We start from the raw sequence: 24026 nt of genomic DNA, 5'->3' as shown, positions 1-24026 counted from the left end.
TCGATTTATGAGTACAATTTTAATCATTGATGATGAGCGCGCCATCAGAAGTTCGTTGCGTGATATCTTGGAATATGAAGATTATACGATTTTAGATGTCGACAATGGCCGGGATGGATTAGATATTTTAAAAAAGGAAAAAATAGATCTTGTTCTCTGCGATATCAAGATGAATACGATGGATGGGATGGAAGTTTTGGCGGAAGCACACCAAAGCAGCCCGGATATCCCTTTTATTATGATCTCAGGACATGGTACGATTGAAACAGCTGTTGAAGCGGCGAAAAAAGGAGCATTTGACTTTTTAGAAAAACCGCTGGACCTGAACAGATTATTGATCACCGTTCGGAATGCACTGGATAAAAGTTCCCTAGTCACCGAAACCAAAGTACTGAAACGAAAAGTTAGCAGTTCGAAAACTAAAGATATATTGGGTGAGTCTGGGGCAATCAAACGTATTAAAGAGACAATTGATCGCGTAGCACCGACAGAAGCGCGTGTATTGATAACTGGAGCAAATGGTTCGGGAAAGGAGCTTGTGGCACGTTGGCTGCATGAGAAATCGAATCGTGCGCAGGGACCGCTTATTGAAGTGAACTGTGCTGCGATACCTTCCGAATTAATCGAATCAGAATTATTTGGCCATGAAAAAGGATCCTTCACTTCAGCTATTAAACAGCGTATCGGAAAATTTGAACAAGCGAGTGGCGGAACATTGTTCTTGGATGAGATCGGAGACATGAGTCTATCCGCTCAAGCTAAAGTGTTAAGGGCGTTACAGGAACATAAAATCACCAGAGTGGGTGGCGATAAAGAAATTGACGTCAATGTCAGGGTAGTAGCCGCGACCAATAAAGATCTCTTGAAGGAAATTGAGGATGGCAATTTTAGAATGGACTTGTATCACCGCCTGTCGGTAATCTTGATTCATGTACCTGCTTTGATCGACCGTGTGGATGATATTCCCCTGCTTTCAACAAATTTTTGTGAAGAAATCTGTATGGAATATGGGATACCTGTGAAGGAAATTACGACTGCGGCCATGCGGGAATTGAGCCATCTTCCCTGGACAGGTAATATTCGGGAATTGCGCAATATGATTGAACGTTTAATTATTTTGAGTGATCGATCTATTACAGATAAAGATGTTGTCGCATTTGCTAATCCTTCTCGTGAACCGGTAAACGGTATAGCGCATGAAAAAGGCGCAACGAATTATGGTTTAGATATGGACTCCTTTGATTCGTTTCAAGATTATAAAGATCATGCGGAGAAAGAATTTATAAAATATAAATTGGAAAAAAATAATTGGAACGTCTCCAAGACGGCCGACGATTTAGATATTCAACGTAGCCATCTGTATAGTAAAATAGAGAAGTTTGGTCTAAAAAGAGATTAATCACTTCGTGAAAATTTAGTCTAGCAGCGGTGAACGAAAATTGCAGCTCGCTTGGGCAAACCGATTAAAAAAGAGATTCCTTAAGGAATCTCTTTTTTTATCGGTAGAGAGGAGACAGCTGAAGTCCTCGGGCTAAGTGTCGGCACACACTCAACCAAGTTATAATTCTTGTGTTTTTAAAATGGCCTTTACATTGGCAACAGATATTTCTGTATAATTATTTATATAATCATCACTTGCAGGCAATTCTTCTTTTTTATGGGTTGAAAGTACGGCAACAACTTTCATTTCGGCATTTTTCGCTGCGGTAATACCAGAAAAAGAATCTTCAAAAACAATACAGCGGTCAACAGGAATTTGCAGGTTTTCTGCAGATTTTAGGTAAACCTCAGGATGTGGCTTATGTAGTTTCACATCTTCGCTGCTCAGTGTGGACGAGAAGAGCTGGCGTATATTCAATTCGTCCAGAATTAAATCCATATTCTCTCGTGGAGCTGATGTCGCCACAGCAAGCTTAAAACCGTTATTCTTTAATTCTGTCAGAAATTCAATCAGGCCCTTAATAGGGGCAACGTGCTCTTTATAAATGACTCTAAAAAGCTGTTCTTTTTCAAATTCAAGGGTTCGCAGTTCCTCAGGGGATATCGGACGTTGAAAGAAATGTTGCATAATGTAACTATTATGCTTACCATACATATGCTGCTCAAATTCCTCTTCTGTCGCCTGTTGTACATTGTGGTTTTTAAAAAAAGCTCTAAAAGCTTCCGCATGGAAAGGGTTGGTGTGGCTGATAACACCGTCCATGTCAAATATCGCTGCGTATTCTGTCATTGAGCTAATATACAATAATTGCCTTATTTGATCGATTTTACTCCTTCATATTCTGGTAAATATTTTCTTCCGACTAGAGAAAGCTTAGATTAAAGCGTCCCTTGTCGCAGCTGCTTACCTCATTATGAAATTGGAAAAAGTCTTCATAAGTACTGGCAGGATAACTGCCTTCAAAAAGTTCCAGTTTTCTGTAGGTGAACAGTTTATTGTCTTTTATTTCTGACCTAAATTCATATTTTCCAAATGGTTTCTCAATAATTTTCTTCTCAGAAGTTATGTTTTTGAGCATATTTTCTGGAAGGGCAATGCTAATGCTATCGATATCGGCGTAGCCTCTTTCAATGAAAATATCTTCCGTTCTATTTCTACTTTCGGCAATGCTGGAATGTGTATTGAATAAATTAGGCTGGATCAAAAGTTTATTACCATTTTTCACCGCATAGTTTTTAATAAAAATATTCAGGTTCTCCTCGATAAATGGATTTTCCTCCTTATGTTCAATATAGTTTACCTGATTAAAATTGATATTGTCTATATTATAGTATTCCGTGAGGAGCTTATTCTTATCATTATTGCTGGCTAAAAGCACGTCCATATGGTTCTCATATTGGGCTCCGTAGAATTTGGTGTTTAAGGTACCCTGGATGCTTCCGTCTTCCGAAAGTTTTAGGTCGGCATAGCGCAATTGAAGGTTGGTGGAGTTAATGTATTTCGGTGTATGCATGATAACTCCGCCATTTTCGGTACAGGCAACGACATCTCTATCGTCGGTAAAGTCGCTAAGAAAACCAAATGGAAGGTTTTGGCTCGTGCATTCCAGCCAGGTCGTATCATTTTTGAATGGAATACATAGAATGACGTGATTACCGTCCTGGGCATTTGCAAAGGTTTTGTGGAAACTTTCTTTGCGTCTGCCTGCTTCGACAATACAGTAATAGGAAGGGATATTGACGGCCGACAACATGCTTCGCATGTAATTGGCCAGTGCTTTACAATCACCATAACCTAAGCGGTCAACCTCAGAAGCGGGAAAGGGCTCCAAGCCCCCGATACCGATTTGGATACTGATGTAACGTGTGTTTTTTTGTAAGTAATTGTATAGAATCTTTGCTTTGTCCTTATCTGAGCTTGCGTCTTTTGTTAATGCAATAAATTTTTGTTTAGACGCTTCCGTCAAATCGTCTTTTTTGTTCAATAGGCTGTTGGATACCCATTGGCCAAATTCTTTCCAGTCCCCGAAATTTCCTGTCTTACCATAATAAATAAAATTTTTGGGAACGATGAGTACGTTTGTTCTTTTCAGGCTAGGGTTGGGGCTATAAGATTCCTCTTTTTTTGCCGCGATCTGTTCAGCATTCCATGTTTTACTTTCCGTTTTGTCATTTTTCTCTTCTTTGATACTTCCTTTATAATTCGTTGTTTCAATTCGACATTCTGTGCCTATTGGTGCAATAAATTGAAAGCTGCTTTTTTCTACAGATACATTATTGGACACTTCAGGAGTCCAAGATGGAATGATCAAGTTTTGTTTACTCCTAACCTCGTATTGGTATTCGACGGTATAGGGATAGCTATGGTAGTCAGGTACAAATAGTTTTACCCGGGAATCGGCAAACATCGTACTATTGTCCACAGCGCTAATATCTTTGAAATCTTTCGTTGCAATTTTCTTTTGCAATATTCCCATTTCATTATAGATAGCCCCTTTAAGACTCTTGATCTCGGTAGATTTATTATAATATACTGGGAGCGTGGCATACCGGTCTCCATTTTTATTATACACTGTTATGGCACAGGTTATGGTGGTGATGACTTGTTCGGGAGATTTTATTTCTACCACCGTTTTATCATTGCGCACCGTAGCGACAGCCCTGCTCTTTAATGTACTTGGAATATTGGCGACGTCGTAGTTATCTTGCCCAATTGCGAGGATCGGAAGCAGGAAGTATAGTAAGTTGATGAATACGATTTTCATTTTTTACCGATTAATTTTATGTCTAGCTTTTGTTGTTGAATAATACGTGAATATAATTCTTTGAGCGAAAAATACTCATCGACTGAAAAGATGGGTTTGTTGAACGCGAGGCTCTGTAGTATTTCAAGTTGATTGCCATTGACCTGCGTTACATATCTATATTTTGCAGTTGACTCCGGGAGTGCTAACGATGCATTCTGAGGCTTCTCAGCAATTTCATAATGATCAGGAATGGTTAATTTAACGGAGTACAATGTTTTGGATTTAAAACCCATATCAACCGGATAAGTTCTTTCCTGTGCTTTAAAGGGGTTGTAGGAAATCCTGTCAATAATATTTGGAGCCAATACGAGTATGTCTTGTTCCATTTGTTTGGAGACATCTAGGATAACATCAAATTCTTCTATCAATAGTTGATCGATATCCTCCAGGTTTTGAATACTTGATTTTGTTAACGTGATATTGGGCATTTCTTCGTCTAGTTTTTCCCAGTATTCCTCCAAAGAGTTGAATTTGGCAATATGTTGCCGCTTTAGGAGTGCTTTGTTACCGCTACTGCTTATGGTCAGTTTTCCCTTGATTTTAAATTGGTCATTCAAAGCCCCTTCCAAGATATAGTTTACATCGGAAGATTCTTGAGCCGTAAGTGGAAACCAATCGGAACTTTTTTTGGAGTAGATGATTCTTCCCCGTTCATTTAAGCATTGTAAAGGCAGCTGTCCAAAAGGTAAATATAAATTGGAGGCATCGAGTTTATACTTTACACCGTCTATATCCACGCAAGCGATGACGTAATCAAAGTCCGATAATACCGGGAATAGGCCATTGGGTGTACCGTTTCGGCGTGTTGATAAAATAATAGGATAGGCTTCCAGATCTGCCGCCAATAAAGCAGTTACCAGTGCTAAATTGATGTCGCCAATATTCCCAGTTCGTTTTTCCAGTGCTTTTTCAATACCAGTTTCAGCATATTTACCTAAATAATTATTCCATTTTATTTGTTTGTTGATATAGTTATATATCTTTTTTGCTTTTTCTAATTTGGTGTCAGTAGGCGATAGATTTGTTGCTAAATTGGCTTTGAATAAGTCTGTTTTTTTTAATTGACCTCCAAAAGTCTTTTCATTCATGAGGTCTGTATCGACGTCCTTCCAGGTTTTGCTAAATGTCTTCTTGCTGCCTGTGCTCGGATAAAAGATCGATTCAAGCTCATAATAGATCGCAGATTTGAAATTGGTTGGCGAAGTCATGTAATCCTCTTCCATAAATGCCGGAATGTTCTTCATGGTATAGGTCAATTTTGAACAATCCATTCGCAACCCATCCAGGAAAATAAATTCTTTCAGTGCTTCGGCTTTTTGATCGGTAAGCTTGTAGGGGCCGCGTAAAACTACATTGTAGGCGAAGGAAGCGGGAATAATTGCGATATATTGGCTTTGAATTTTGGGGATATCATCTTGGAATTCCCATGTCTTGAAATTAAATAAATCCTGCTCCAGCGTCCGATAAGACACTTCAATAATAGATCCTTCTTTAATATTCGGAAGGGTGAACTTATTAAGATCCAGATAGGCTGAGTAATTTTCCTTGAAAACTTTTTTATTTTCAAGCTCTGTTTTCTCGATCCTGCCATTTTCTAAGTTATATGTAACAGCTTTGAGTTCGTCAAAATAGTCTCGTATATAACTCCCGCGTTTATACGAAGGAATTTCAAAATTAGCTTTTTTAAACCCTTCTTTGTTATTGATCCGGATAATTACATGGTATTCATGTTGAAGTTTTACGCGATTATCATAATCATCAACAAAGACAGAGCTCCGTCCAAACTCATTGAGCACGATAGCGTTGGCGTTACTATCTAGGTCTGTTTTCGAAAAATCCGAAATAGAAACTTTACCAAAGTCAAAAGTCTGGGCTATACTATTTGTATAAATAGAAAATATTAAAAATAGCGTTAAAAACTGGCGCATAACTATAGGTGTAATAATTCACGAATATAAGTTTTTAGCCAAAATTAAACGATACTTCCGGATAATTATTTATCTAGTTGCAAAAGATTATTAATGATTTCGGTGATGTTATCGACCTCTTCACCATCTTCCAGCATAGAGAATGCAAGATAGGTGGCGTAGATTTCAGGACTGAATTTTACGTGCTTATCAGCGATAAACCGGTCGATCTGTTCTTCATTGCATTCAAAATGAATACTTTGTAATTCATTGAAAAGATTGGTTGAGATGGTCTGATGATTTTCACCACAGGCAAATCCTGCAATAATATGGAATAGAAACTTATCGGTTATTTCGTCATCTTCCTTTTTAAACATAGCACGAATATGCTTATAATCGAATTTAGTTTTTGCGCTATTCACAATAGTGTCCCAAATCTGATACTCTGCTTTAGTCTCCATAGCTCGCTTTAAATTTATATTGGTATAAGCAATATAGCAAAAATAATTTGATTTTTGGCAAGGATAATGAAACTTAGTGGTCTATTCAAATGACCGCAATTAGCGGTCTATCTGTAGGCATAAAATTCAGCAGATCCTCAGGTAAAGGAGGGGATATCGATTATGATGAAGAGCTTATGCCTGCAATAAGGTGTAAACTATTTCCCCTAAAAAGCAGCCTAATATCACACCAAATAGAATTGACAAAATCACCTTTAACCAGACTGGGCTTGTTTCTAAAATCAGTTTCATGGAGCAAAATTGCTTTAAAAATATACTTTAATAAAGACTTTTCTCTTTTTTAAGACTAGCTGTGGCGATACGATGACATGAATTTTGGCCTTTATGGTATGATAATTGAAAATTAATAGTTGGATTCGATTTTTTTAGTAATTTAAGTCGGAAATTGAAATTGTTGAAATAGCCTGATTTATAATTATGATAACACGAATAGTATTGACAATTGTTCTATTCACTTTAACAAAAGTTGGGCTTGGCCAGCAGGTGAATATGGAGAAAATTCGAAAAGAATATGCGGAGGCCGTGAAGGACGAGGATCTGTGTGAACATAATTTGGAGGCATTGACCGAAGGGGCCAAATCGCCGACAGAGAAAGCCTATCTAGCCGCCTATCAAATACTGTTAGCGAAACATATCGGCAATCCATTTAAGAAAGTTGGGCAATTCAAAGAGGGGAAAAAGCATTTGGAAGAAGTGATTAAGGAAAATCCAAATCATATTGAAGCACGGTTTATACGTTGGAGCGTACAGGTGCATGCGCCTTCTTTTTTGGGCTACAACAATAATATCCTTGAGGATAAAAATTTCCTGGTTAAAAACCTTTATAAATTACCCAATGAAGAGGCTAAATCCATTATTTATAATTATCTCAAAGGCGCCAATCCTTATCTTAAAGGTGGGCAAGTATTTAGCGCTACAGAGTTGAAGGAGCTAGCCCAATAGGACGTTAAAGGTTGTTAATTTGACAAGACTGTGGGGTATTTTGGCTAGAATATTGCGTATCTTGCTATATGAATTAGTTCAACATCTACAAAAAGAGTATATCATGAAGAATTTAGTTTTTCCAATGACTGTATTAACGGCCAGTTTGTTTGTTGTCGGATGTGGTGTCAGCAAAAAGCAATATGCTGGTTTACAGTCCGACTATAGTAAATTGCAAACGGAGCACAGTCAATTGACCAAGCAATATCAGGATGGACAACTTCAATTAGCTGAAGGCCGGACGCGGATCAAGAGCTTAGAAGATCAGTTGGCTTCTGAACGTCAAAATAATGCGGACCTCCGATCTGCTTATGCTGCTTTGCAGAAATCGCTCGATAACAGTATTAATCAGAATTCACAGGGAAATATTAATATTTCTAAGCTGGTTGATGAAATTAACGCTTCAAATAAATACATTAAGCATCTCGTTGAGACGAAAAACAAATCCGATTCCTTGAATCTGGTATTGACCAATAATTTGACAAGATCACTTAGCCGTGAGGAACTGCAGGAAGTTGATGTACAGGTATTAAAAGGGGTCGTTTATATCTCACTTGCTGATAACATGCTTTACAAATCCGGTAGCTATGAAATTAATGATAGGGCCGATCAGACGTTAAGCAAAATTGCGAAAATTATCCAGGATTATAGAGATTATGAAGTTTTGATTGAAGGTAATACCGATACGGATCCAATTTCTAAACCTAATATTCGGAATAACTGGGATTTAAGTACCCTGAGAGCCTCTTCTGTGGTACAGGCTTTACAAAATAAATATGGTGTGGATCCGAAGCGCTTAACTGCTGGTGGTAGAGGAGAATATAATCCAATTGCAGATAATACGACCGCTCTAGGTAAGCAACGGAATAGAAGAACGCAGATTATTATAACCCCTAAATTGGATCAATTTATGGAGTTGATTGATAAGGCTCCGGAAGCTACCGAGTTACCATCGGGACAATAGATTTTAATTGGGTAAATAAAAAAATCCTTTCCATTTTGGAAAGGATTTTTTTATTATCCAAAGAATTTAGTTGGGTCAAAACCGTGCTCTTTCAACACATCATCTGGTACACCATTCCAGACTCCAGGTTTATTTCCGGCATAGCCAATATCTTTTACACCCATTTCACTGGTGTAAAATCCTGAAGAAGTCAGGTTGCGCATCAATGAAAAGAAGGCGGCACCTTGTTTCATTTCCGGTCTTGCCAAATCAGGGTAGGCGATATCATCCACCAATGCAAGTTGATCTTTTGCGCTACATTTGATAAATACTGTTCCGTAACGCTTTTTGGACTGTAGGTCGAGCCAACGAAGTCCGCCGCGCATCGGGATTTTATTATCAGGCAAATCTTTTACGATAAATTCGATAAAATCGGGGACTCCCGCTTCCGAAGCGCTTCCTGAAATGTTATCCTTAGGAATAATAATGTCAGCCAAAACAGTGATTGTCGCCATTTCATGTTCGTCGAAAAACTTTTCGGCGTATAATTGTTCCGTGCGTTCGTATTCAAAATCCTGGACTCCAGGTAATTTTTTGCTATTGTCTGCTGCTGCATTTTTAGCATCTTTTGAATTGCAGGCTGCGGTTAAAAGACCAGATCCAGCTGCAATTAATCCTAATGCTCTTAAAGATTCTCTTCTATTCATGCTTTTAACCGTTTAATTTTTTCTTTTCTTGAAGTATATATTCTGCTGTTCGCATCGATAAAGCGAGTATTGTCCAGGTCAGGTTTTTGTCACCTTGTTGAACAAATGGTCCCGCATCGACGACATAGAGATTTTTACAATCGTGGGCTTGTCCCCATTTGTTCAATACGGAGGTTTTAGGGTCATTTCCCATTCTTGTGGTACCGCCTTCATGAATAATTTTTCCGGGAGCTTCTAGGCCGTACAATGTATCTGCTCCGGGTATTTTAGAAGTGATGACAGCGCCCATTTCGTGCATAATAGACTGAAATGTCTCTTGCATGTGCTTGGCTTGCGCGATTTCTTCATTGGCCCATTTGTAGTTGAAACGTAGTACAGGAATTCCGAATTTGTCGACTTTATCGGGGTCAATTTCACAATAATTGTCTTTTCTTGCCAATGCCGTTCCGCGTCCTGCCATGCCGACATTTGCACCATAATAGCTGCGGAAATCTTCTTTTAATGCAGTACCATAACCGCCTTTGGCCTTTGACTTTCCAGCTGAATTTTTTGCATGGTCATTTACTTTCGGTACCCAATTCAAAAATCCATAAGATGGCATATGTAAACCACCGCCGTATTCGATGTGGTAACCTCTAGGGAAGTTCAATTTGGCATTATCTTCCCACCATGGTGAATAAATATGGACACTTCCAACGCCATCTTCATTATAACGCTTCCGGTCGAGTAGCTGTGGTAAAAAGCCCGATAAGCTGGCTCCCGTAGAATCGTGGAGATATTTTCCGACTAAACCGCTGCTATTACCAACACCACCAGGATGTGATTTTGATTTGGAGTTTAACATGATCCGCGCACTTTCACAGGCACTAGCACCCAAAATAACGGTTTTCCCCTTAACGGTATATTCCTGCAAATCCTTGGTGTTAACATAAGAAACACCAACTGCAATTCCTTCATCATTTGTAATGACTTCTCTTACCATTGCATTGTCTATCACCTTCAGGTTACCCGTTTTCATCGCTGGAATAACCAGACAAGATGAAGAGGAAAAGTCTCCATAAACTTTACATGCACGACCACATTGCCCACAGTAGAAACAGGTACCTCGATCTTTAATATCTTTTGATACTTCGGTTAATACCGCCCCTCTTCCGGGAATCACTGGAACTCCAGCTTTTTTTGCACCTTTTGCAATATATAGTTCGTTTAAGCGTGGCTTAGGTGGTTTCATAAAAATACCATCGGGTTCGTTATGAATACCTTCTGCCGTGCCATATATTCCGATCATTCGATCTACACGGTCATAAAATGGCTTAACCTCTTCATAAGTAATAGGCCATTCATCCGTTACTCCATCCTTTGGCTTGAAATCGTCAGGTCCCATACGCAATGAAATTCGACCCCAGTGGTTGGTTCTGCCGCCCAGCATGCGTGCTCTAAACCATTCAAATTCAGTTCCCGCTACTTTGCTGTAGGGTTCGCCTTCGATTTGCCAGCCACCAAAGGCTGCGTCAAAATCCCCGAATGGTCTTGTGGTACCCGCACCTCTTCTTGGGGATTCCCAAGGCCAGCGTAGTTGTAACGAATCTTTTGCTGGGTCATAAAAAGGACCTGCTTCCAGCATCAATACTTTAAGCCCCGCATGTGCAAGTATATAACCTGCCATACCACCACCTGCGCCGGAACCAACTACGATGGCGTCAAATAATTCGGGATTTTCTTTAATTTGATAATCTGACATAATTAAATGAAGTAATTAATTGAGAGGCCTGTGCGATACATTTGCCTGAAGGCTTACTATGTAAATGTGGAGGTTCAATTAATTTAATGGTTATTGTTTCATGTTTAAAATCATCGTGAATATATCGATAAAAATTTGTTTTTTTTAATTTAATTTATCGATTTAGCAGATTTTAAATAAAGAATATGGGATTGTTACAAAAAATACCCTGTTTTATTAAAATTTTATGGCGAGCGATACTTAAATATTCCGTGTATTTCGTTGCAGCGAAATACACGGCGTTATCTTTTAGAGGTTTTTTAATTTGATGACTTTGTTTATATGGATTTCTTGTAGAAACACTTCATCGTGTGAAATGACGAGTAGGGTACCTTTATAAAGCTGAATCGCTCTGGTTAGCATCAGTATATTTTGAAGATCTAAATTGTTTGTAGGCTCATCAAGGATAATCAAATCGGGAGACTGTTGCTGGATGGTGAGACAGCATACTATCAGACGCATTTTTTCACCGCCACTCAATAGTTGGCAGGGCTTGTCCCAATCGTCTTTTCCAAATAAGAACCGATTGAGTCTAATTTTGATTTCATGTTCAGGTAGCGCGGCGGTATTGAATTGCTGCGCTTGCTCATAAATACTTAAATGTGGAGATAAGATGGAATACGTCTGATCTAAATAGATTGCGCGAAATGATTGCCGCTCAATTTTTCCTTGTTCAGGCATTAGTTGGTTGAGAAGGAGTTTAACTAATGTTGTTTTCCCAGATCCGTTCGGGCCTTGGAGTGCGATACGATCCCCACTGAATAATTGAACGTTTATATTATCTTTCCAAAGCTGTTTTGCGCCATAGCTGAAATTGATGTTTTCGGCCTTGATCATACTTTTTCCTGTTGGAAAATTACTGTTTCCCAAATCTATTTTAATTTCATCCAATGCGGATTGTGAACCACGAAGTTCCTGTAGATCCGATCTGATATCTCCAATTTTGTCCTGGTGTACATTTTTAATTTTGGCGGTACTCTTTTCAGCATTATTACGTAGCGTATTCATCATTATGCGAGCTACACCTGCCTTCTCCTGCTTTTTTTGACCACGGTTGTTTAGTCTGTTTTGGCGCTCGATTGTTTCTCTTTCTTTCTCTTTTGCGATTTTGATCGCTCTTTCCTTGTGGTGGATATCGTGTTGCAACGCATGGCGTTCGATCTCCTTTTGAGCCTCGTAAAAGGTATAATTACCCCCATATCGCTTGATGCCATTTGGGGCCATTTCAGCCATGTCATCCAGTAAATTAAGCAGGGTTCTATCGTGGCTGACAACGACTATAGTGTTTTTGCTTGATTGAATCCAATCGTATAGTTGTGTTCTGCTGTCCATATCCAAATGGTTGCTCGGTTCATCAAGAAGAATAAGCTCGGATCGATGAATCTGGATTCCGGACAATAAAACTTTCGTTTTTTGTCCACCACTAAGGGAAGACATTTGCTGAGCCAATTGTATGTTGGGCAGATCCCATTGTTTGAAAGCCTCTTGGCAACGTTCTTCCAAAGCCCAGTCATCTTGAAGTCTATTGAAATTTTCCTCAGACGCATCACCGGCCAATATGGCATAAAGAGCATTCAATTTTTTATCGATTCTAAGTGCTTCAGCCACCGTCTTATGCTCGAATTGTCCAACAACCTGAGGGACATAATAGGTGCTAGCGCTATTATGTATGCTCCCACTGGTCGGCGATAATTCTTTGGCAATCAGTTGTAGTGCCGTTGATTTTCCAACGCCGTTATGACCGATCAGTGCGATTTTCTCTTGCGCGTTTATGTGCAGATTTATGTTCTCAAACAATAAATCTTTATTTGGATGTATATAGGAAAGTTGTTGTAATGAAAGCATGTTGAAATTCTTTAAATGTTAGAAAAGACCATTTGTACGGGTATCGTCAATGGATGGTATTTATTTCGTTCTAAAGAATTTTAATCTTACATGCAGTTTTAACGATGTTGAGCGCTACAAATATAGCGTTTTTATTTTGATGTCGGGAAATTTTTTGAGGAATAGTCAAATTGTTTATTTTTCTACTATTTGCTTGGGACAAATTGTACTTTTGAAAAAACGAATATTGTGAATAGAGTTCTCCTTATAGATGACGAAGAGAAGCTTCGGAAATTGCTGGCCAAAATTATTAGCCTGGAAGGTTTTGATGTGATCGAGGCTGCTGACATTAAATCGGGGTTAAAAAAGCTTGAAGTCAGTGATGTAGATGTTGTACTTTGTGATGTGAAGCTACCTGATGGTAATGGAGTTGAAACGGCTAAATTAATTAAAGAGCGGTATCCAATTTTAGAGATTATCTTATTGACGGCATACGGGAATATTCCGGATGGCGTTCGGGCGATAAAAAATGGTGCTTTTGAATACATTACGAAAGGAGATGACAATAATCGCATTATACCGTTGCTTTATAAAGCCTGTGAAAAGGTTGCATTAGCTAGAAGGGTGGAGCAGTTAGAAAAACGATTAGGCGACCGACTTTCTTTTGATAAGATTATTGGGAAATCCAGTGCAATAAAAGCGGCCATCGGCATGGCACAAAAAGTTGCTGTTACAAATACAACGGTCTTGCTAACGGGCGAGACCGGCACAGGTAAGGAGGTTTTTGCACAGGCAATCCATCAGGCGAGTTCAAGAAGAGATCGTAGTTTTGTGGCGATTAATTGTGCCGCATTTACAAAAGATTTGCTGGAAAATGAGTTGTTTGGCCATAAATCCGGTGCTTTCACTGGTGCGACTAAGGATCAACGTGGTTTGTTTGAAGAAGCGCATTTGGGGACTATTTTTCTGGATGAAGTCGGGGAGATGGCTTTGGAACTTCAAGCTAAAATTCTTCGTGTTTTGGAAACTGGCGAGTTTTTAAAAGTTGGGGACTCCAAACCAACGAAAGTGGATGTGCGCATCATAGCAGCAACCAACAGAAATCTCGAAACCGAAATTGCATCAGACCATTTCAGGAGTGATCTATTTTATAGGCTTTCTGTTTTCACGATTGAATTACCGCCATTGCGCGAGCGCATTGAAGATATAGCGACATTGGCGCAATACTACGCTGATATCTTTGCTTTAAAATCCAACTTGAAACCGTTGCAGATGACCCCTGAGTTTGTGCAGGCTTTGGAAGGCAACTTATGGCGGGGAAATATCCGTGAACTGAAAAATGTGATTGAACGCAGTGTGATTTTGAGTGAGGGTGGCGTATTAGGTGTGGAGAGCCTTCCTTTTGGTGAACGTGAGTATAGGGAAGGGGCAAACGTCTTGTCAAACTTTGCAATGTCCAACATGGAGAGGCAGCATATACAACGTGTATTAAAACATACGAATGGAAATAAAGCTGAAGCAGCTCGATTGTTAGAAATCGGCATCGCTACTTTGTATCGAAAAATTGAAGAATATCGAATCCAATGAAACTTAAAGCAAAGCTGACATTCGGGGTAGGATTTTTATTTTCTATGATCTTGCTGCTTGCGATAGTGAGTGGGTATTATGTTTATCGATTAAAAAAAGATACCAATAATATTTTAGTCGACAATTATAATACGCTGCATTATTCCAGAAATATGTTGCTGGCTTTGGAAGACCTTCATACGAATGGGAAGAGCATGGCGCTATTTGAAGATAATTTAAGACTCCAGAAGCGCAATGTAACCGAGCCTGGAGAACGGGCGGTGACCGAACGTATAGATCAACACTTTTTGAGTTTAAAGAAACAGGTGAAAGATGCAACAATTGCTGCTGACCTGCACAAAGATATATTTCAGTTAATGTATCTTAATATGCAGGCGATTGAACACAAAAATAATATTGCCAATGCAACAGCTGAAAAAGCAATTTTGGCCATCTCCATTGTAGGTGCGCTTTGTTTTATGATGGCATTTGTATTGCTTGTGAACCTCCCTCTAGCCATTGCTGGCCCAATTGTACAATTAACTGATAGTATTAAACAAATTGCTGCTGGGAACTATAAAAGGAGACTTCACTTTAAGCGAAAGGATGAATTTGGAGAAGTGGCGCATTCGTTCAATACAATGGCTCAAAAGCTCGAGGAATATACAGAAAGTAAATTGGGTAAGATCTTGCAGCATAAAAAGAGAATTGAAGCGCTTATTGATAATATGCATGATGCCGTTATAGGGATAGATGAGGAAAAAAGAGTGCTTTTTGCAAATGAACCCGCTTGTTTGCTCTCGGGGTTAAAACACGCAGAATTTGAAGGGCAAAAATTAGTGGAAATAGCTTCTTCCAATGATTTGATTCATAAGCTTCTCGATAGGATCGACGCTTTAAACCAGCAATCCGAACATCTGGGATTGGTTCAGATCTTTGCCTATGGAAAAGATAACTACTTTGAACTGGAGGTTATCGACATTAATGTTGTACCAACGGGAGAGGAGAGTTCGCAGTTTATTGGACAATTTATTTTGTTGAAGAACGTGACAAGTTTTAAGGAACGTGATGTCGCAAAAACAAATTTTATTGGAACGGTATCTCATGAACTGAAGACTCCAATCGCATCAATACGCATGGGGATCCAATTGCTCGAGAATAAGCGGATTGGAGCGTTGAATGAAGAACAAAAAGACTTGCTTGAAGGAATTGCTGATGATACAGAGCGACTTCTGAAAATTACGGGAGAACTTTTGGATATTGCACAAGTGGAGAGTGGTACCATTCAGATGAAGCTGAATCCGGCGACAATCGGACCGATTATAGATTATGCCCTGTTAGCCAATCGTTCAATGCTTGACCAAAAGAAAATTCGACTACAGGTTGAACTGGAAGAGGAACTGCCGATGGTTTTTATTGATAACGAGAAGACCGCATGGGTATTGACGAATCTACTGTCCAATGCAATTCGTTATTCCGATGAAGGGGGGGCGATTTGTCTTGCTGTCAAAAGAATGGGCGCCAGGGTGCTTTTGCGTGTTGAAGATCAGGGGCAAGGAATCCCGGTACAATATTTAGCGAAGATTTTTGATCGGTATTTCCGAGTTCCAGGGAGTACAAAGGGGGGGACAGGTTTGGGATTGAGCATAAGCAAAGAATTTATCGAAAGCATGGGGGGAGAGATTGATGTGCAAAGTGTTTTTGGAACTGGAAGTATATTTTTCGTTTACCTTCCTATTGCGTCGCTTAAACAATCCACTTAGAAAAAGGAAGAGTCAATGAAACGCTCTTCCTTTTTTGCTTAAGAGGGATTTAAAGATCCTGCAGCTTGCTAGGCAGAGGCTGCAGGATAGGCACCCGCTAAAGTTTTATTTCATTGTCATCGATCAGTTTTGCATCACGTGTGTTTTTTTGAACGGCGATAGCTGAAAAAATACTCAATGAGAAGGACATGGCATAGAATCCTTTTTCACTTAACAGCAGATCCGCGTTCCATAGGCCTACAGTTAATAGCACGACCGCAGCAATTGTTGCAAACCAGCTTAAACCATAGTACAATTCGGTAACAGCTAGTCCTTCTGCTTTATCTCTTACACTTTTTTGAACGGAGATAACCGCAAATAGCGCAAATAGTAAAATTGTAAAATAATACCCTTTTTCATTTAATGCCATTGTTGCATTCCATAAACCTACACAATAGCCAACGGTACCAACCAATAATGCAGTCCAGGAGGCTCCGATAAATGCTCCTGTTGGTTTAAATGGGTTTCTTTTGTCTAAATTTCTTTCAGCCTTTTTTTCTTCAATCATGTTTTTTAGCGGTTCCATAATTTTCTTGTTTTAGTTTTAATTTGTTGTTGTTTTATGATTCAAATATCGATAGGAACTAATTATTTTAAAACTTGAATTTATAAGAATACTGACGATATAATTTTGTTTAATATATTTGTTTAATTCTAAATTTTAGCTATGGCGGACGCGATATCGGATCTCCTATTATTATTGAATAAAGATGATATTAGGGATTTTAAAACCTTTTTGAAACAAAAGAATAAGCGAAATGATGTGAAAAATATCAAGTTACTTGATATTATAGAAACTGATGATATAAATAAGCTAAAAAAGTTATATGATCCCATTAAAAACCGGGATGCTTATCACGCATTGAGGAAAAGACTTCATGATAGTCTTTTGTTTTTTCTTTCAAATAAGGTTTTTGAACGAGACAACAGTGAAGCCCACGAAGCGTTGAGATTATTTGTTGTGGGCCGTTTTCTATTGGAAAGTCAGTTCATTAAGATTGGATTCAAATGCCTTCAACGGGCTGAGGACAAGGCTCTTGTTCTGGAGCAGTTTAGTTTGCTGAACGAAATCTTGCAAATCAGACTACAATATGCACATTTAGATTTGAATGTCAATTTGGAATTGCTTATCGATCGTTTTACCGAAAATCAGCAAAAACTGCAGCAAGAAGCAAAATTTCAGATTGCTTATGCGCTATTGCGTTCAGCATTGCAGGATATTCATTTGAAAGCAAAAATAATTGATATCAATAAGTTGATTTTGAGTGTACTGAGTAAATACAGTATTTCTTTGGATGATCTCTTATCATTTAAATCACTCTATCAACTTCTGTATATTGCAAATGAGTATGCCGCAATACATCAAAACTATACACTGGTTCATTCTTTTTTAAAAACAGCAGATAATTTTTTGATGAAGTACGATGAACCATCGGCGCATCAGCTATTTTACTATCTTCATATTTTGTATTATCTGGCCAATTTTAATTTGAGGAACGGATTCTTTAACGAGAGCATCGGGTATTTAGAACGCTTGAATGAAGTTTTATCTCAAGGAAATACGGTTTTTCGAGTCCAGTTTCAGCTGCGGTGCCATTTGTTGATGGCATTGAATTTCCATTACCTTGGCGATGGAGTAAAAGGTCTTTCCGTGTTAAGGGCGGGGATTAAGCAAGCCTCACCAAAATCAAGTGAGGTTGATCTTGCGGATCTACAGTTGTGTTTGGTGATGTTTTTAACGCAATTTGAAGATAAAACAGCATTGATTGAGCTTCGGCAGTTGATTCGAACAGATGCTTGGTACGAGAAGAAAATGGGCATGTTGTGGACGATTCGGAAGAGTCTGCTTGAAATTCTGATCCATATTCAATTCGATCACATCGATTTGGCAACCTTGAAATTAAAAAGCTTTGTCGGTAGGTATAAAAAATACTTGCTGAATGTCAAGGAAAACAGAGTGATTGATTTTGCCAAATTGGTAGAGAAATATCTTTTAAATCCAGCAGTTATTCAAGGGAAATCCTTTCGGGCAGCTGTTCAAACTATGGCGGAGGACAAAGAAAATAAAGATTTATTTATTATGGGATTTATTGCTTGGTTGAAAGCTCTTATTGTATCTCAAAGTCCGTATCAGGTTTTATTGAATTTGATCAAAGAGGATAGCCGGTGATCAATAATAAATATGTAAGACGATTTGTTTCTTTGAGGAGTCAATCAGGTTCTGTAGTCTTTTGTAGAATTCGACGTTTACCATAGGACAGCCTTCACTGAGACATATTGGATCTACTTGTTCATCGTAAGGCATGCGGTCATATTTGTGTAGAACGATGTTTCTAGCATATGCATTGCTATTGGAGCTATCTAAGCCATATAATTTATATGCTTTTCCAAATTTACCGTTATACGAGCTGCCGATAGCATAACTACCTAGCGATGTCGCATGAGAGTTATCCGTATTACTAAATTGCAAAAGATTCTTTTTTCCGGTTTCGGAGCCGGATCCATGTGCCACTAGCCCTTGATCTAGAATCCGATCTGTTTTTAGATCGACGACAAAAAAACGATTTCTTCCCGAGGGTCTTCTCATATCCAAGAGAAAGGATATGTCACTATTGTACTTTTTGTTGTTTGTGATGCGTTTTTTTACTTCCTTTATCGCCATCGTATAGCGGAAAGAGTCTGAAGGGGCATTTTCTTCCTTATCAACAACGGCTAAAAGCGTGTTCCTTTGAATGGTTTTGTATGTGATAATGCCAATGCAAAGGATAATGATCAAAAGAATGATTTTATTCATATAAATTAAGCATAATTCATCAAGTACTTTTAGTAGAACTTATGGCAGTTGTACGGGAGACCTATTCTATTTGTTTATAAAATCGTTCGAAGGTTTTCCAGTATTTATCTTTGTAGATGCTATAATCAATTTGAAGAATTTCCCTGTATTGTTCAATTAATCGATCGATCACTTGTGAGGCTTTTCGGAATTCTGTACAAGCCAGGTAAATTTCCCTTAGGCTATCGGCAGTTTCTCTACCGATATTAAGAAATCCAATATCATTTGGAAGACTATTCATTAATTCTTCTTCATATTTATCCATTAAATCGTAGGTCTCCTGATCGGGCATACCATTGGTTGTTGTTCCGTCATAACTAATCTTTAATGTAACTATCCAGGGATGAGAAGCTTTTCCATCCCAGTCCAACAAGGTCGTATTTATGATGGCAAAGATGGGTAAGTCATTCTCCAGGGTGCCCTCAAAAGCGGTGTATGTATCATCTGCAGTTAGGTGTCTAACGTCGGTATATTTTTCCACAAATTCCTTTTCCCGCCAGATCAAATAGTCTTTTAATTTAAGTAGTGGAATCAGCTCTTCTGCTGCAAGCTCTTTTGAGGTTACATTTAGGTTGTCTATGGCTATGATCGAGTTCAATTCACCAATGTAATTGTCGAGAAATATTTCTATACCATGGGAAATATTGGCTTTATGCTCTTCCGTATAATCGGGGTGAACAATAACAATATCAACTTCATCCGGATGGTATTTATGTTGAATGGGGTAAAAAAACATATCCTTGATGTCAAAAGTGAAGCCATACATCGTGATTTTGAATTTTTCCATATCCGCAATAGCGGGTTTTAATGCGGTAAATTTCCAATGCGCTAATGCTGGAGCAGAAGCGATCAGATGTTCTACGAACGCAATGTTTTTGATGACACCGTCAGGGGTGATTACAAGTTCTGCGGTGTTATCATCGTACATTCCCGTTAAAAAATACAGCTCCTTGCGAAGAGCATCGATCTTCGGCGAAAGTTTGCTGAAAAAATGCTGATCAATTTGTTCTCCAGCCTTGACGATTTGAAAAAATGCCTGTTCGTTTTTTTTAAACCAATCCCAAAACTCCGTTATACTGTCCTTTTTATTTTCTTTTTTACCAAAAATAGTGTTCAAAAATCCCATAATTAATAGCTGTTTGATTGAATAATCAACGTGCGTATCTGTTACTCAAAGCGTTTTTTATAACCGTAGCGGAGAAAATGATCCGAATGAAACCATCATGAATACCTCTGCTCCTAAATTTAATTATATAATTACGATCAGGCAAGGGAATTTAAGTTTAAAAAAAAATGAACAAACAATTGTGTAGGGAGTTTGTTAGGATTATTGTTGGAATTAATAAATTAAAATTGGTCTTATGAAATTGAGCAAATTAACATTTTGTCTATTGGCAACTACGGTTGTACTTTCCTTCACGGCATGCAAATCAGGTTTGTCTGATGATAAGTTGGAAGAAAAGATCGAAAATGCACTCACGGGGCGTAAAACAGTCGACGTTGAAGTTGAAAAAGGGAAAGTTATCTTAAGTGGTACAGTTGCTTCCGAAGAAGAAAAGCAACAAGTGGAATCGATTGCTAAAACAGCAGGTGATAAAGACGTCAAGTCTATTCAAAACAATATTATCGTTAGCGCACCAGTGTCTTCAACGCCAGCTCCTATTGAGGTATCCAATAATGATGCGGTACTTGGCGCAGCAGTGAATACGCTTATGAAGGATTTTCCTACAGTACAGGCCAGTGTAAAGGACGGTGTGATCGCAGTTACAGGTACTTTGGAGCAAGCTAAGATAATTACTTTAAAACAAGGTTTGGATAACTTAAATCCCAAAAAAGTAGATTTAAGCGGTATTGTTGTCAAAAAATAAACTAGTGAAATTATGTCATTGCAGGAAAAATATAAGGTTCTTTTAGATACGGCACAGTCTTCAGGTGTAAATGACTTGAACTATGCCGAAATGGATGGCGTATTACAAATTCGTGGTACCGCACCAACAGCAGATGTGAAAAATAAGCTCTGGGAAATCTACGGTAATATAGATCCTAATTTCCAAACCGGAGATGTGGTCTTAAATGTAGATGTGGCTACAGAAGTGCCCGAAAGCCAGGTGAAAGTTATAACAGAAAATAGCAATTTGAACATTCGAAAAGGTCCCGGTACAGACCAGCCTATCGTGGGAAAAGCTGCTAAAGGAGAAATCATCACATTGATTAGTAAGGCTAATGATCAATGGTGGTTGGTCAGAACCAAAGATAATGAAGAAGGGTATTGTTATGCACAATATTTAGAGTCTGTTTAGTTCTCGAATGTTATTCATACGATGGGTACCAGTACCAATTGGCTTTGAAAAAAGGGGAGTTATTGATAAATAACTCCCCTTTTTTCATTTCACGATTAAGCTTGTCTGTTCTGCAATATGAGGGTACTACAGCATCTATCGTATTGGGGAATTGTTTGGAAAATCAACTGTACTTTAATTTTTGGTGTAATAATTGTATTACTATGATTGCAACAATTTTATTACATTATGTCGAAATCACGTTTTATCCTATTATTATGCTTGTGTTTAGCTGTTCAGTTGGGAGTTGCGCAAGAGTATGTTCGCTTGGACAAAGATCGTTATCAATTGCATTTGTCGGAATATCCAAAGGATACCATCCGGATACTAGAAAAAGGTAAGGAGACGAAATTGAAACAGGGTAAATATATTCTGCAGAAGAATCAATTTATGGGACTTTCCAATGCATTTATTACGATTAATCAGGATGGCATCGTCGATCGTGATTTTAAAATTGAAAAAGATGGGCGTACCGGTGATGTTATCGTAAGACATGGTGTATTGCAGCAAATGAATGTGAGATCTGCTGCCTTGCCAGACTTTCAATATATGATAACGGATAGTTCAAGTGTGCAGCGTAATTTTAAGAATGGGAAAATCAGTCAGGAAAAGACGGTATTCTACCGAGCTGCCAATAGGGGTAAAAAAGTGACAAAAGTCTTTTTTGATAATTATTACACGGTTGAAAATGATTTTGACCATACCAGAGCCGACTATCGATTAGACAATACGTTGATGTACAGTGCCAAATTGAATTGTGGTGGTCAGGTACAGGAATCAAAGTCATTTGATGCCAATGGTCAATTACTAAAACATACCTATCGGAAAGCTAAAATTGAATACACGGATCTATATCAGAATAATAATCTTGTTGAGCGGAAATATAGCGTTAATAACTGCTTTTACCATGAGTATTTTAAGAATTCATTGTTAGTGCAAAAGGTCGTGGAGAAAAAGGATAAAGGGAATACAGAAAAGTATGTTTATAATGGAGCGGGAAAATTGATGGATAAAAATACGGGTGGATAATTTAAAAATGCATATCCAAGCAAGTGTGGATGCGAATATTTTTGAATTTAAAAAATATAGCGCTACCTTTGTCAAACAATGAAGAAAATGAACAACATATTACGTCTTCCATTTTTCTTTAATTATTATCTCCCGATAATCGTTCGGGACCCCTATGCCTATTAAATTAAGAAATTCAATTATTATTTATAGCTAAGCCCGAACATAACGTTCGGGCTTTTTTTATTTTATATCACACCATGTTAAAAGAGTTAGCAGAAAATATCGAGATTATTTTACCGAAGGAGGGACTTGCATCGAAGTTGAAGGAGGCTGAAGAAAAGAACCGACCACTGATTATAAAACTTGGTTTTGATCCAACAGCTCCGGATCTTCATTTAGGGCACGCTGTTGTGTTAAAGAAACTACGGCAGTTTCAGGAACTGGGGCACGAAATCGTGATCCTCGTTGGTAGTTTTACAGCCCGTATCGGCGATCCTACAGGAAAAAATAAAGCCCGTAAGCCTTTGCGCCAGGATGCGATCGCTCACAATGCGGCAACCTACATTGCGCAACTGTCTAAAATTATTGATGTTTCAAAAGCGAAAATTGTTTTTAATGGAGACTGGTTGGATCAATTAAATTTTGCAGCTGTTATCCAGCTGGTATCGAAAGTCACTGTTGCACAGTTGATGCAACGACATGATTTTAATAAGCGTTTTAACGAAAACCAATCAATAGCCATGCATGAATTGCTTTACCCGATATTGCAGGGCTTTGACTCCGTACATGTCAATAGCGATATCGAAATGGGGGGAACGGACCAGCTATTCAATTGCGCGATGGGCCGGCAGCTGCAGGAATCATTTGGACAGGATCCGCAAATCGTGCTGTGTATGCCGTTATTGCGCGGGCTGGATGGAAAAGAAAAAATGAGTAAATCATTAAACAACACGATTGGTCTTTTGGATGAACCGAATGAAATGTTTGGTAAAACCATGTCTATTCCTGATCATTTAATTCCGGAATATATTGACTTGACTACTGATTTCAATCAGGAAACCAAACTTAGCATGAAAACCCGTATTGAAATGGGGGAAAATCCAATGGAAATTAAGAAACTTATTGCACAGAATCTAGTTGCTCAATACCATGGCGACGAGTTTGCGACCAGTGCTGTTGATTATTTTGTCAGGCAATTTCAGCGCAAGAAATTGGAAGAAAAGGTCTTTGAGGAGGTATCGGGTCAACTATTGCGCGACCAGTTTGGTGAACAAGTTAAGCTGGTCGATCTATGTCATTTCCTAAAGGGGGGAACAAAGTCAGCTATGCGAAGATTGATTATGGGCGGTGCGGTGCAGATTGATACGATAAAACAGCTGAATGCGGAGCTAATGGTTGACTTGAATGTGTGTTTTAAAATTAAATTAGGAAAAAGAACTTATTTTAAAGTTATTTAGTAAGGTTTGTGAGGGTATACTTTTGTAATATTTTGCTAAAAGCCGTAAATTAACGTAAAGATTCTTTCTTAAACCATAAATAATTTCTACCTTCATATAGGAGTCTCA

At 38.5% G+C, this 24026-nt stretch carries 20 protein-coding genes; 10 read left to right on the top strand and 10 right to left on the bottom strand.

Annotation, left to right across the window (positions count from 1 at the left end; translation table 11 throughout):
- The first annotated feature begins 7 nt into the window (after positions 1-7).
- Positions 8-1399, top strand: coding sequence for a sigma-54-dependent transcriptional regulator (locus B3E92_RS13725; protein WP_070569233.1), 1392 nt, complete (start codon positions 8-10; stop codon positions 1397-1399).
- Between the two features lie 159 nt (positions 1400-1558).
- On the opposite strand, the gene B3E92_RS13720 is transcribed toward B3E92_RS13725, so the two are convergent.
- The 4 genes from B3E92_RS13720 to B3E92_RS13705 form a co-directional block, all read right to left on the bottom strand.
- Positions 1559-2230 carry an HAD family hydrolase gene (locus B3E92_RS13720; RefSeq protein ID WP_070569236.1) on the bottom strand — a complete coding sequence of 224 codons (672 nt, stop codon included), beginning with the start codon at positions 2228-2230 and terminating at the stop codon, positions 1559-1561.
- 73 nt (positions 2231-2303) lie between these two features.
- Positions 2304-4205 (bottom strand): DUF3857 domain-containing protein, encoded by a 1902-nt coding sequence (locus B3E92_RS13715; protein WP_070569239.1) that lies wholly within the window; start codon positions 4203-4205, stop codon positions 2304-2306.
- Complete coding sequence (locus B3E92_RS13710) at positions 4202-6175, bottom strand: transglutaminase domain-containing protein (protein WP_115047848.1); 1974 nt, start codon at positions 6173-6175, stop codon at positions 4202-4204. The genes B3E92_RS13715 and B3E92_RS13710 overlap by 4 nt, the downstream gene beginning before the upstream one ends.
- A 65-nt stretch (positions 6176-6240) precedes the next feature.
- Positions 6241-6615 carry a hypothetical protein gene (locus B3E92_RS13705; RefSeq protein ID WP_070569242.1) on the bottom strand — a complete coding sequence of 125 codons (375 nt, stop codon included), beginning with the start codon at positions 6613-6615 and terminating at the stop codon, positions 6241-6243.
- Between the two features lie 477 nt (positions 6616-7092).
- Here B3E92_RS13705 and B3E92_RS13700 point away from each other — a divergent pair, with 477 nt between their 5' ends.
- Both B3E92_RS13700 and B3E92_RS13695 read left to right on the top strand, forming a co-directional pair.
- Positions 7093-7617, top strand: coding sequence for a hypothetical protein (locus B3E92_RS13700; RefSeq protein WP_083296085.1), 525 nt, complete (start codon positions 7093-7095; stop codon positions 7615-7617).
- Positions 7618-7720: 103 nt separating this feature from the next.
- Positions 7721-8620, top strand: a complete 900-nt coding sequence (locus tag B3E92_RS13695; RefSeq protein WP_070569245.1) for an OmpA/MotB family protein — start codon at positions 7721-7723, stop codon at positions 8618-8620.
- A gap of 53 nt (positions 8621-8673) precedes the next feature.
- Here B3E92_RS13695 and B3E92_RS13690 read toward each other — a convergent pair whose 3' ends face one another.
- The 3 genes from B3E92_RS13690 to B3E92_RS13680 form a co-directional block, all read right to left on the bottom strand.
- The gene (locus tag B3E92_RS13690; protein ID WP_112374395.1) at positions 8674-9306 is read right to left on the bottom strand and encodes a gluconate 2-dehydrogenase subunit 3 family protein; all 633 of its coding nucleotides are present in this window, start codon (positions 9304-9306) and stop codon (positions 8674-8676) included.
- A 4-nt stretch (positions 9307-9310) separates the two neighbouring features.
- Complete coding sequence (locus B3E92_RS13685; protein WP_070569252.1) at positions 9311-11047, bottom strand: GMC family oxidoreductase; 1737 nt, start codon at positions 11045-11047, stop codon at positions 9311-9313.
- 288 nt (positions 11048-11335) lie between these two features.
- Positions 11336-12931: an ABC-F family ATP-binding cassette domain-containing protein gene (locus tag B3E92_RS13680; RefSeq protein ID WP_070569254.1), complete on the bottom strand. Its 1596-nt coding sequence runs from the start codon at positions 12929-12931 to the stop codon at positions 11336-11338.
- Positions 12932-13159: 228 nt separating this feature from the next.
- Here B3E92_RS13680 and B3E92_RS13675 point away from each other — a divergent pair, with 228 nt between their 5' ends.
- Both B3E92_RS13675 and B3E92_RS13670 read left to right on the top strand, forming a co-directional pair.
- The gene (locus B3E92_RS13675; protein ID WP_070569931.1) at positions 13160-14497 is read left to right on the top strand and encodes a sigma-54-dependent transcriptional regulator; all 1338 of its coding nucleotides are present in this window, start codon (positions 13160-13162) and stop codon (positions 14495-14497) included.
- On the top strand, positions 14494-16239 hold the full coding sequence (locus tag B3E92_RS13670; protein ID WP_286897225.1) for a sensor histidine kinase: 1746 nt from the start codon (positions 14494-14496) through the stop codon (positions 16237-16239). The genes B3E92_RS13675 and B3E92_RS13670 overlap by 4 nt, the downstream gene beginning before the upstream one ends.
- A 97-nt stretch (positions 16240-16336) precedes the next feature.
- Here the strand turns inward: B3E92_RS13670 and yiaA are convergent, their stop codons facing one another.
- A complete protein-coding gene (gene yiaA, locus B3E92_RS13665) occupies positions 16337-16804 on the bottom strand; it encodes an inner membrane protein YiaA (protein WP_046675653.1) in 468 nt (155 codons plus the stop codon).
- 141 nt (positions 16805-16945) lie between these two features.
- Between yiaA and B3E92_RS13660 the strand changes: the two genes are divergently transcribed.
- Entirely contained in the window at positions 16946-18448 is a 1503-nt protein-coding gene (locus B3E92_RS13660) for a hypothetical protein (protein WP_115047854.1), read from the top strand.
- Here the strand turns inward: B3E92_RS13660 and B3E92_RS13655 are convergent, their stop codons facing one another.
- On the bottom strand, positions 18449-19072 hold the full coding sequence (locus tag B3E92_RS13655; RefSeq protein WP_286897223.1) for a murein L,D-transpeptidase catalytic domain-containing protein: 624 nt from the start codon (positions 19070-19072) through the stop codon (positions 18449-18451).
- 61 nt (positions 19073-19133) lie between these two features.
- Positions 19134-20237, bottom strand: a complete 1104-nt coding sequence (locus B3E92_RS13650; RefSeq protein ID WP_115047858.1) for a DUF695 domain-containing protein — start codon at positions 20235-20237, stop codon at positions 19134-19136.
- Between the two features lie 235 nt (positions 20238-20472).
- On the opposite strand from B3E92_RS13650, the gene B3E92_RS13645 reads away from it, so the two are divergent.
- The 4 genes from B3E92_RS13645 to tyrS all read left to right on the top strand — a co-directional run bounded on the left by B3E92_RS13645 (position 20473) and on the right by tyrS (position 23918).
- A complete protein-coding gene (locus B3E92_RS13645; RefSeq protein WP_115047859.1) occupies positions 20473-20979 on the top strand; it encodes a BON domain-containing protein in 507 nt (168 codons plus the stop codon).
- Positions 20980-20991: 12 nt separating this feature from the next.
- Positions 20992-21411 (top strand): SH3 domain-containing protein, encoded by a 420-nt coding sequence (locus tag B3E92_RS13640; RefSeq protein WP_286897220.1) that lies wholly within the window; start codon positions 20992-20994, stop codon positions 21409-21411.
- 228 nt (positions 21412-21639) lie between these two features.
- Positions 21640-22479 carry a hypothetical protein gene (locus B3E92_RS13635; RefSeq protein WP_115047861.1) on the top strand — a complete coding sequence of 280 codons (840 nt, stop codon included), beginning with the start codon at positions 21640-21642 and terminating at the stop codon, positions 22477-22479.
- Positions 22480-22718: 239 nt separating this feature from the next.
- Positions 22719-23918, top strand: a complete 1200-nt coding sequence (gene tyrS, locus B3E92_RS13630; RefSeq protein ID WP_070569280.1) for a tyrosine--tRNA ligase — start codon at positions 22719-22721, stop codon at positions 23916-23918.
- Positions 23919-24026 lie beyond the last annotated feature (108 nt).

This window comes from Sphingobacterium sp. UBA6317 (assembly GCF_002440385.1).
Taxonomy (GTDB): domain Bacteria; phylum Bacteroidota; class Bacteroidia; order Sphingobacteriales; family Sphingobacteriaceae; genus Sphingobacterium; species Sphingobacterium multivorum.
This window is presented reverse-complemented; position numbering and strand designations above follow the sequence as displayed.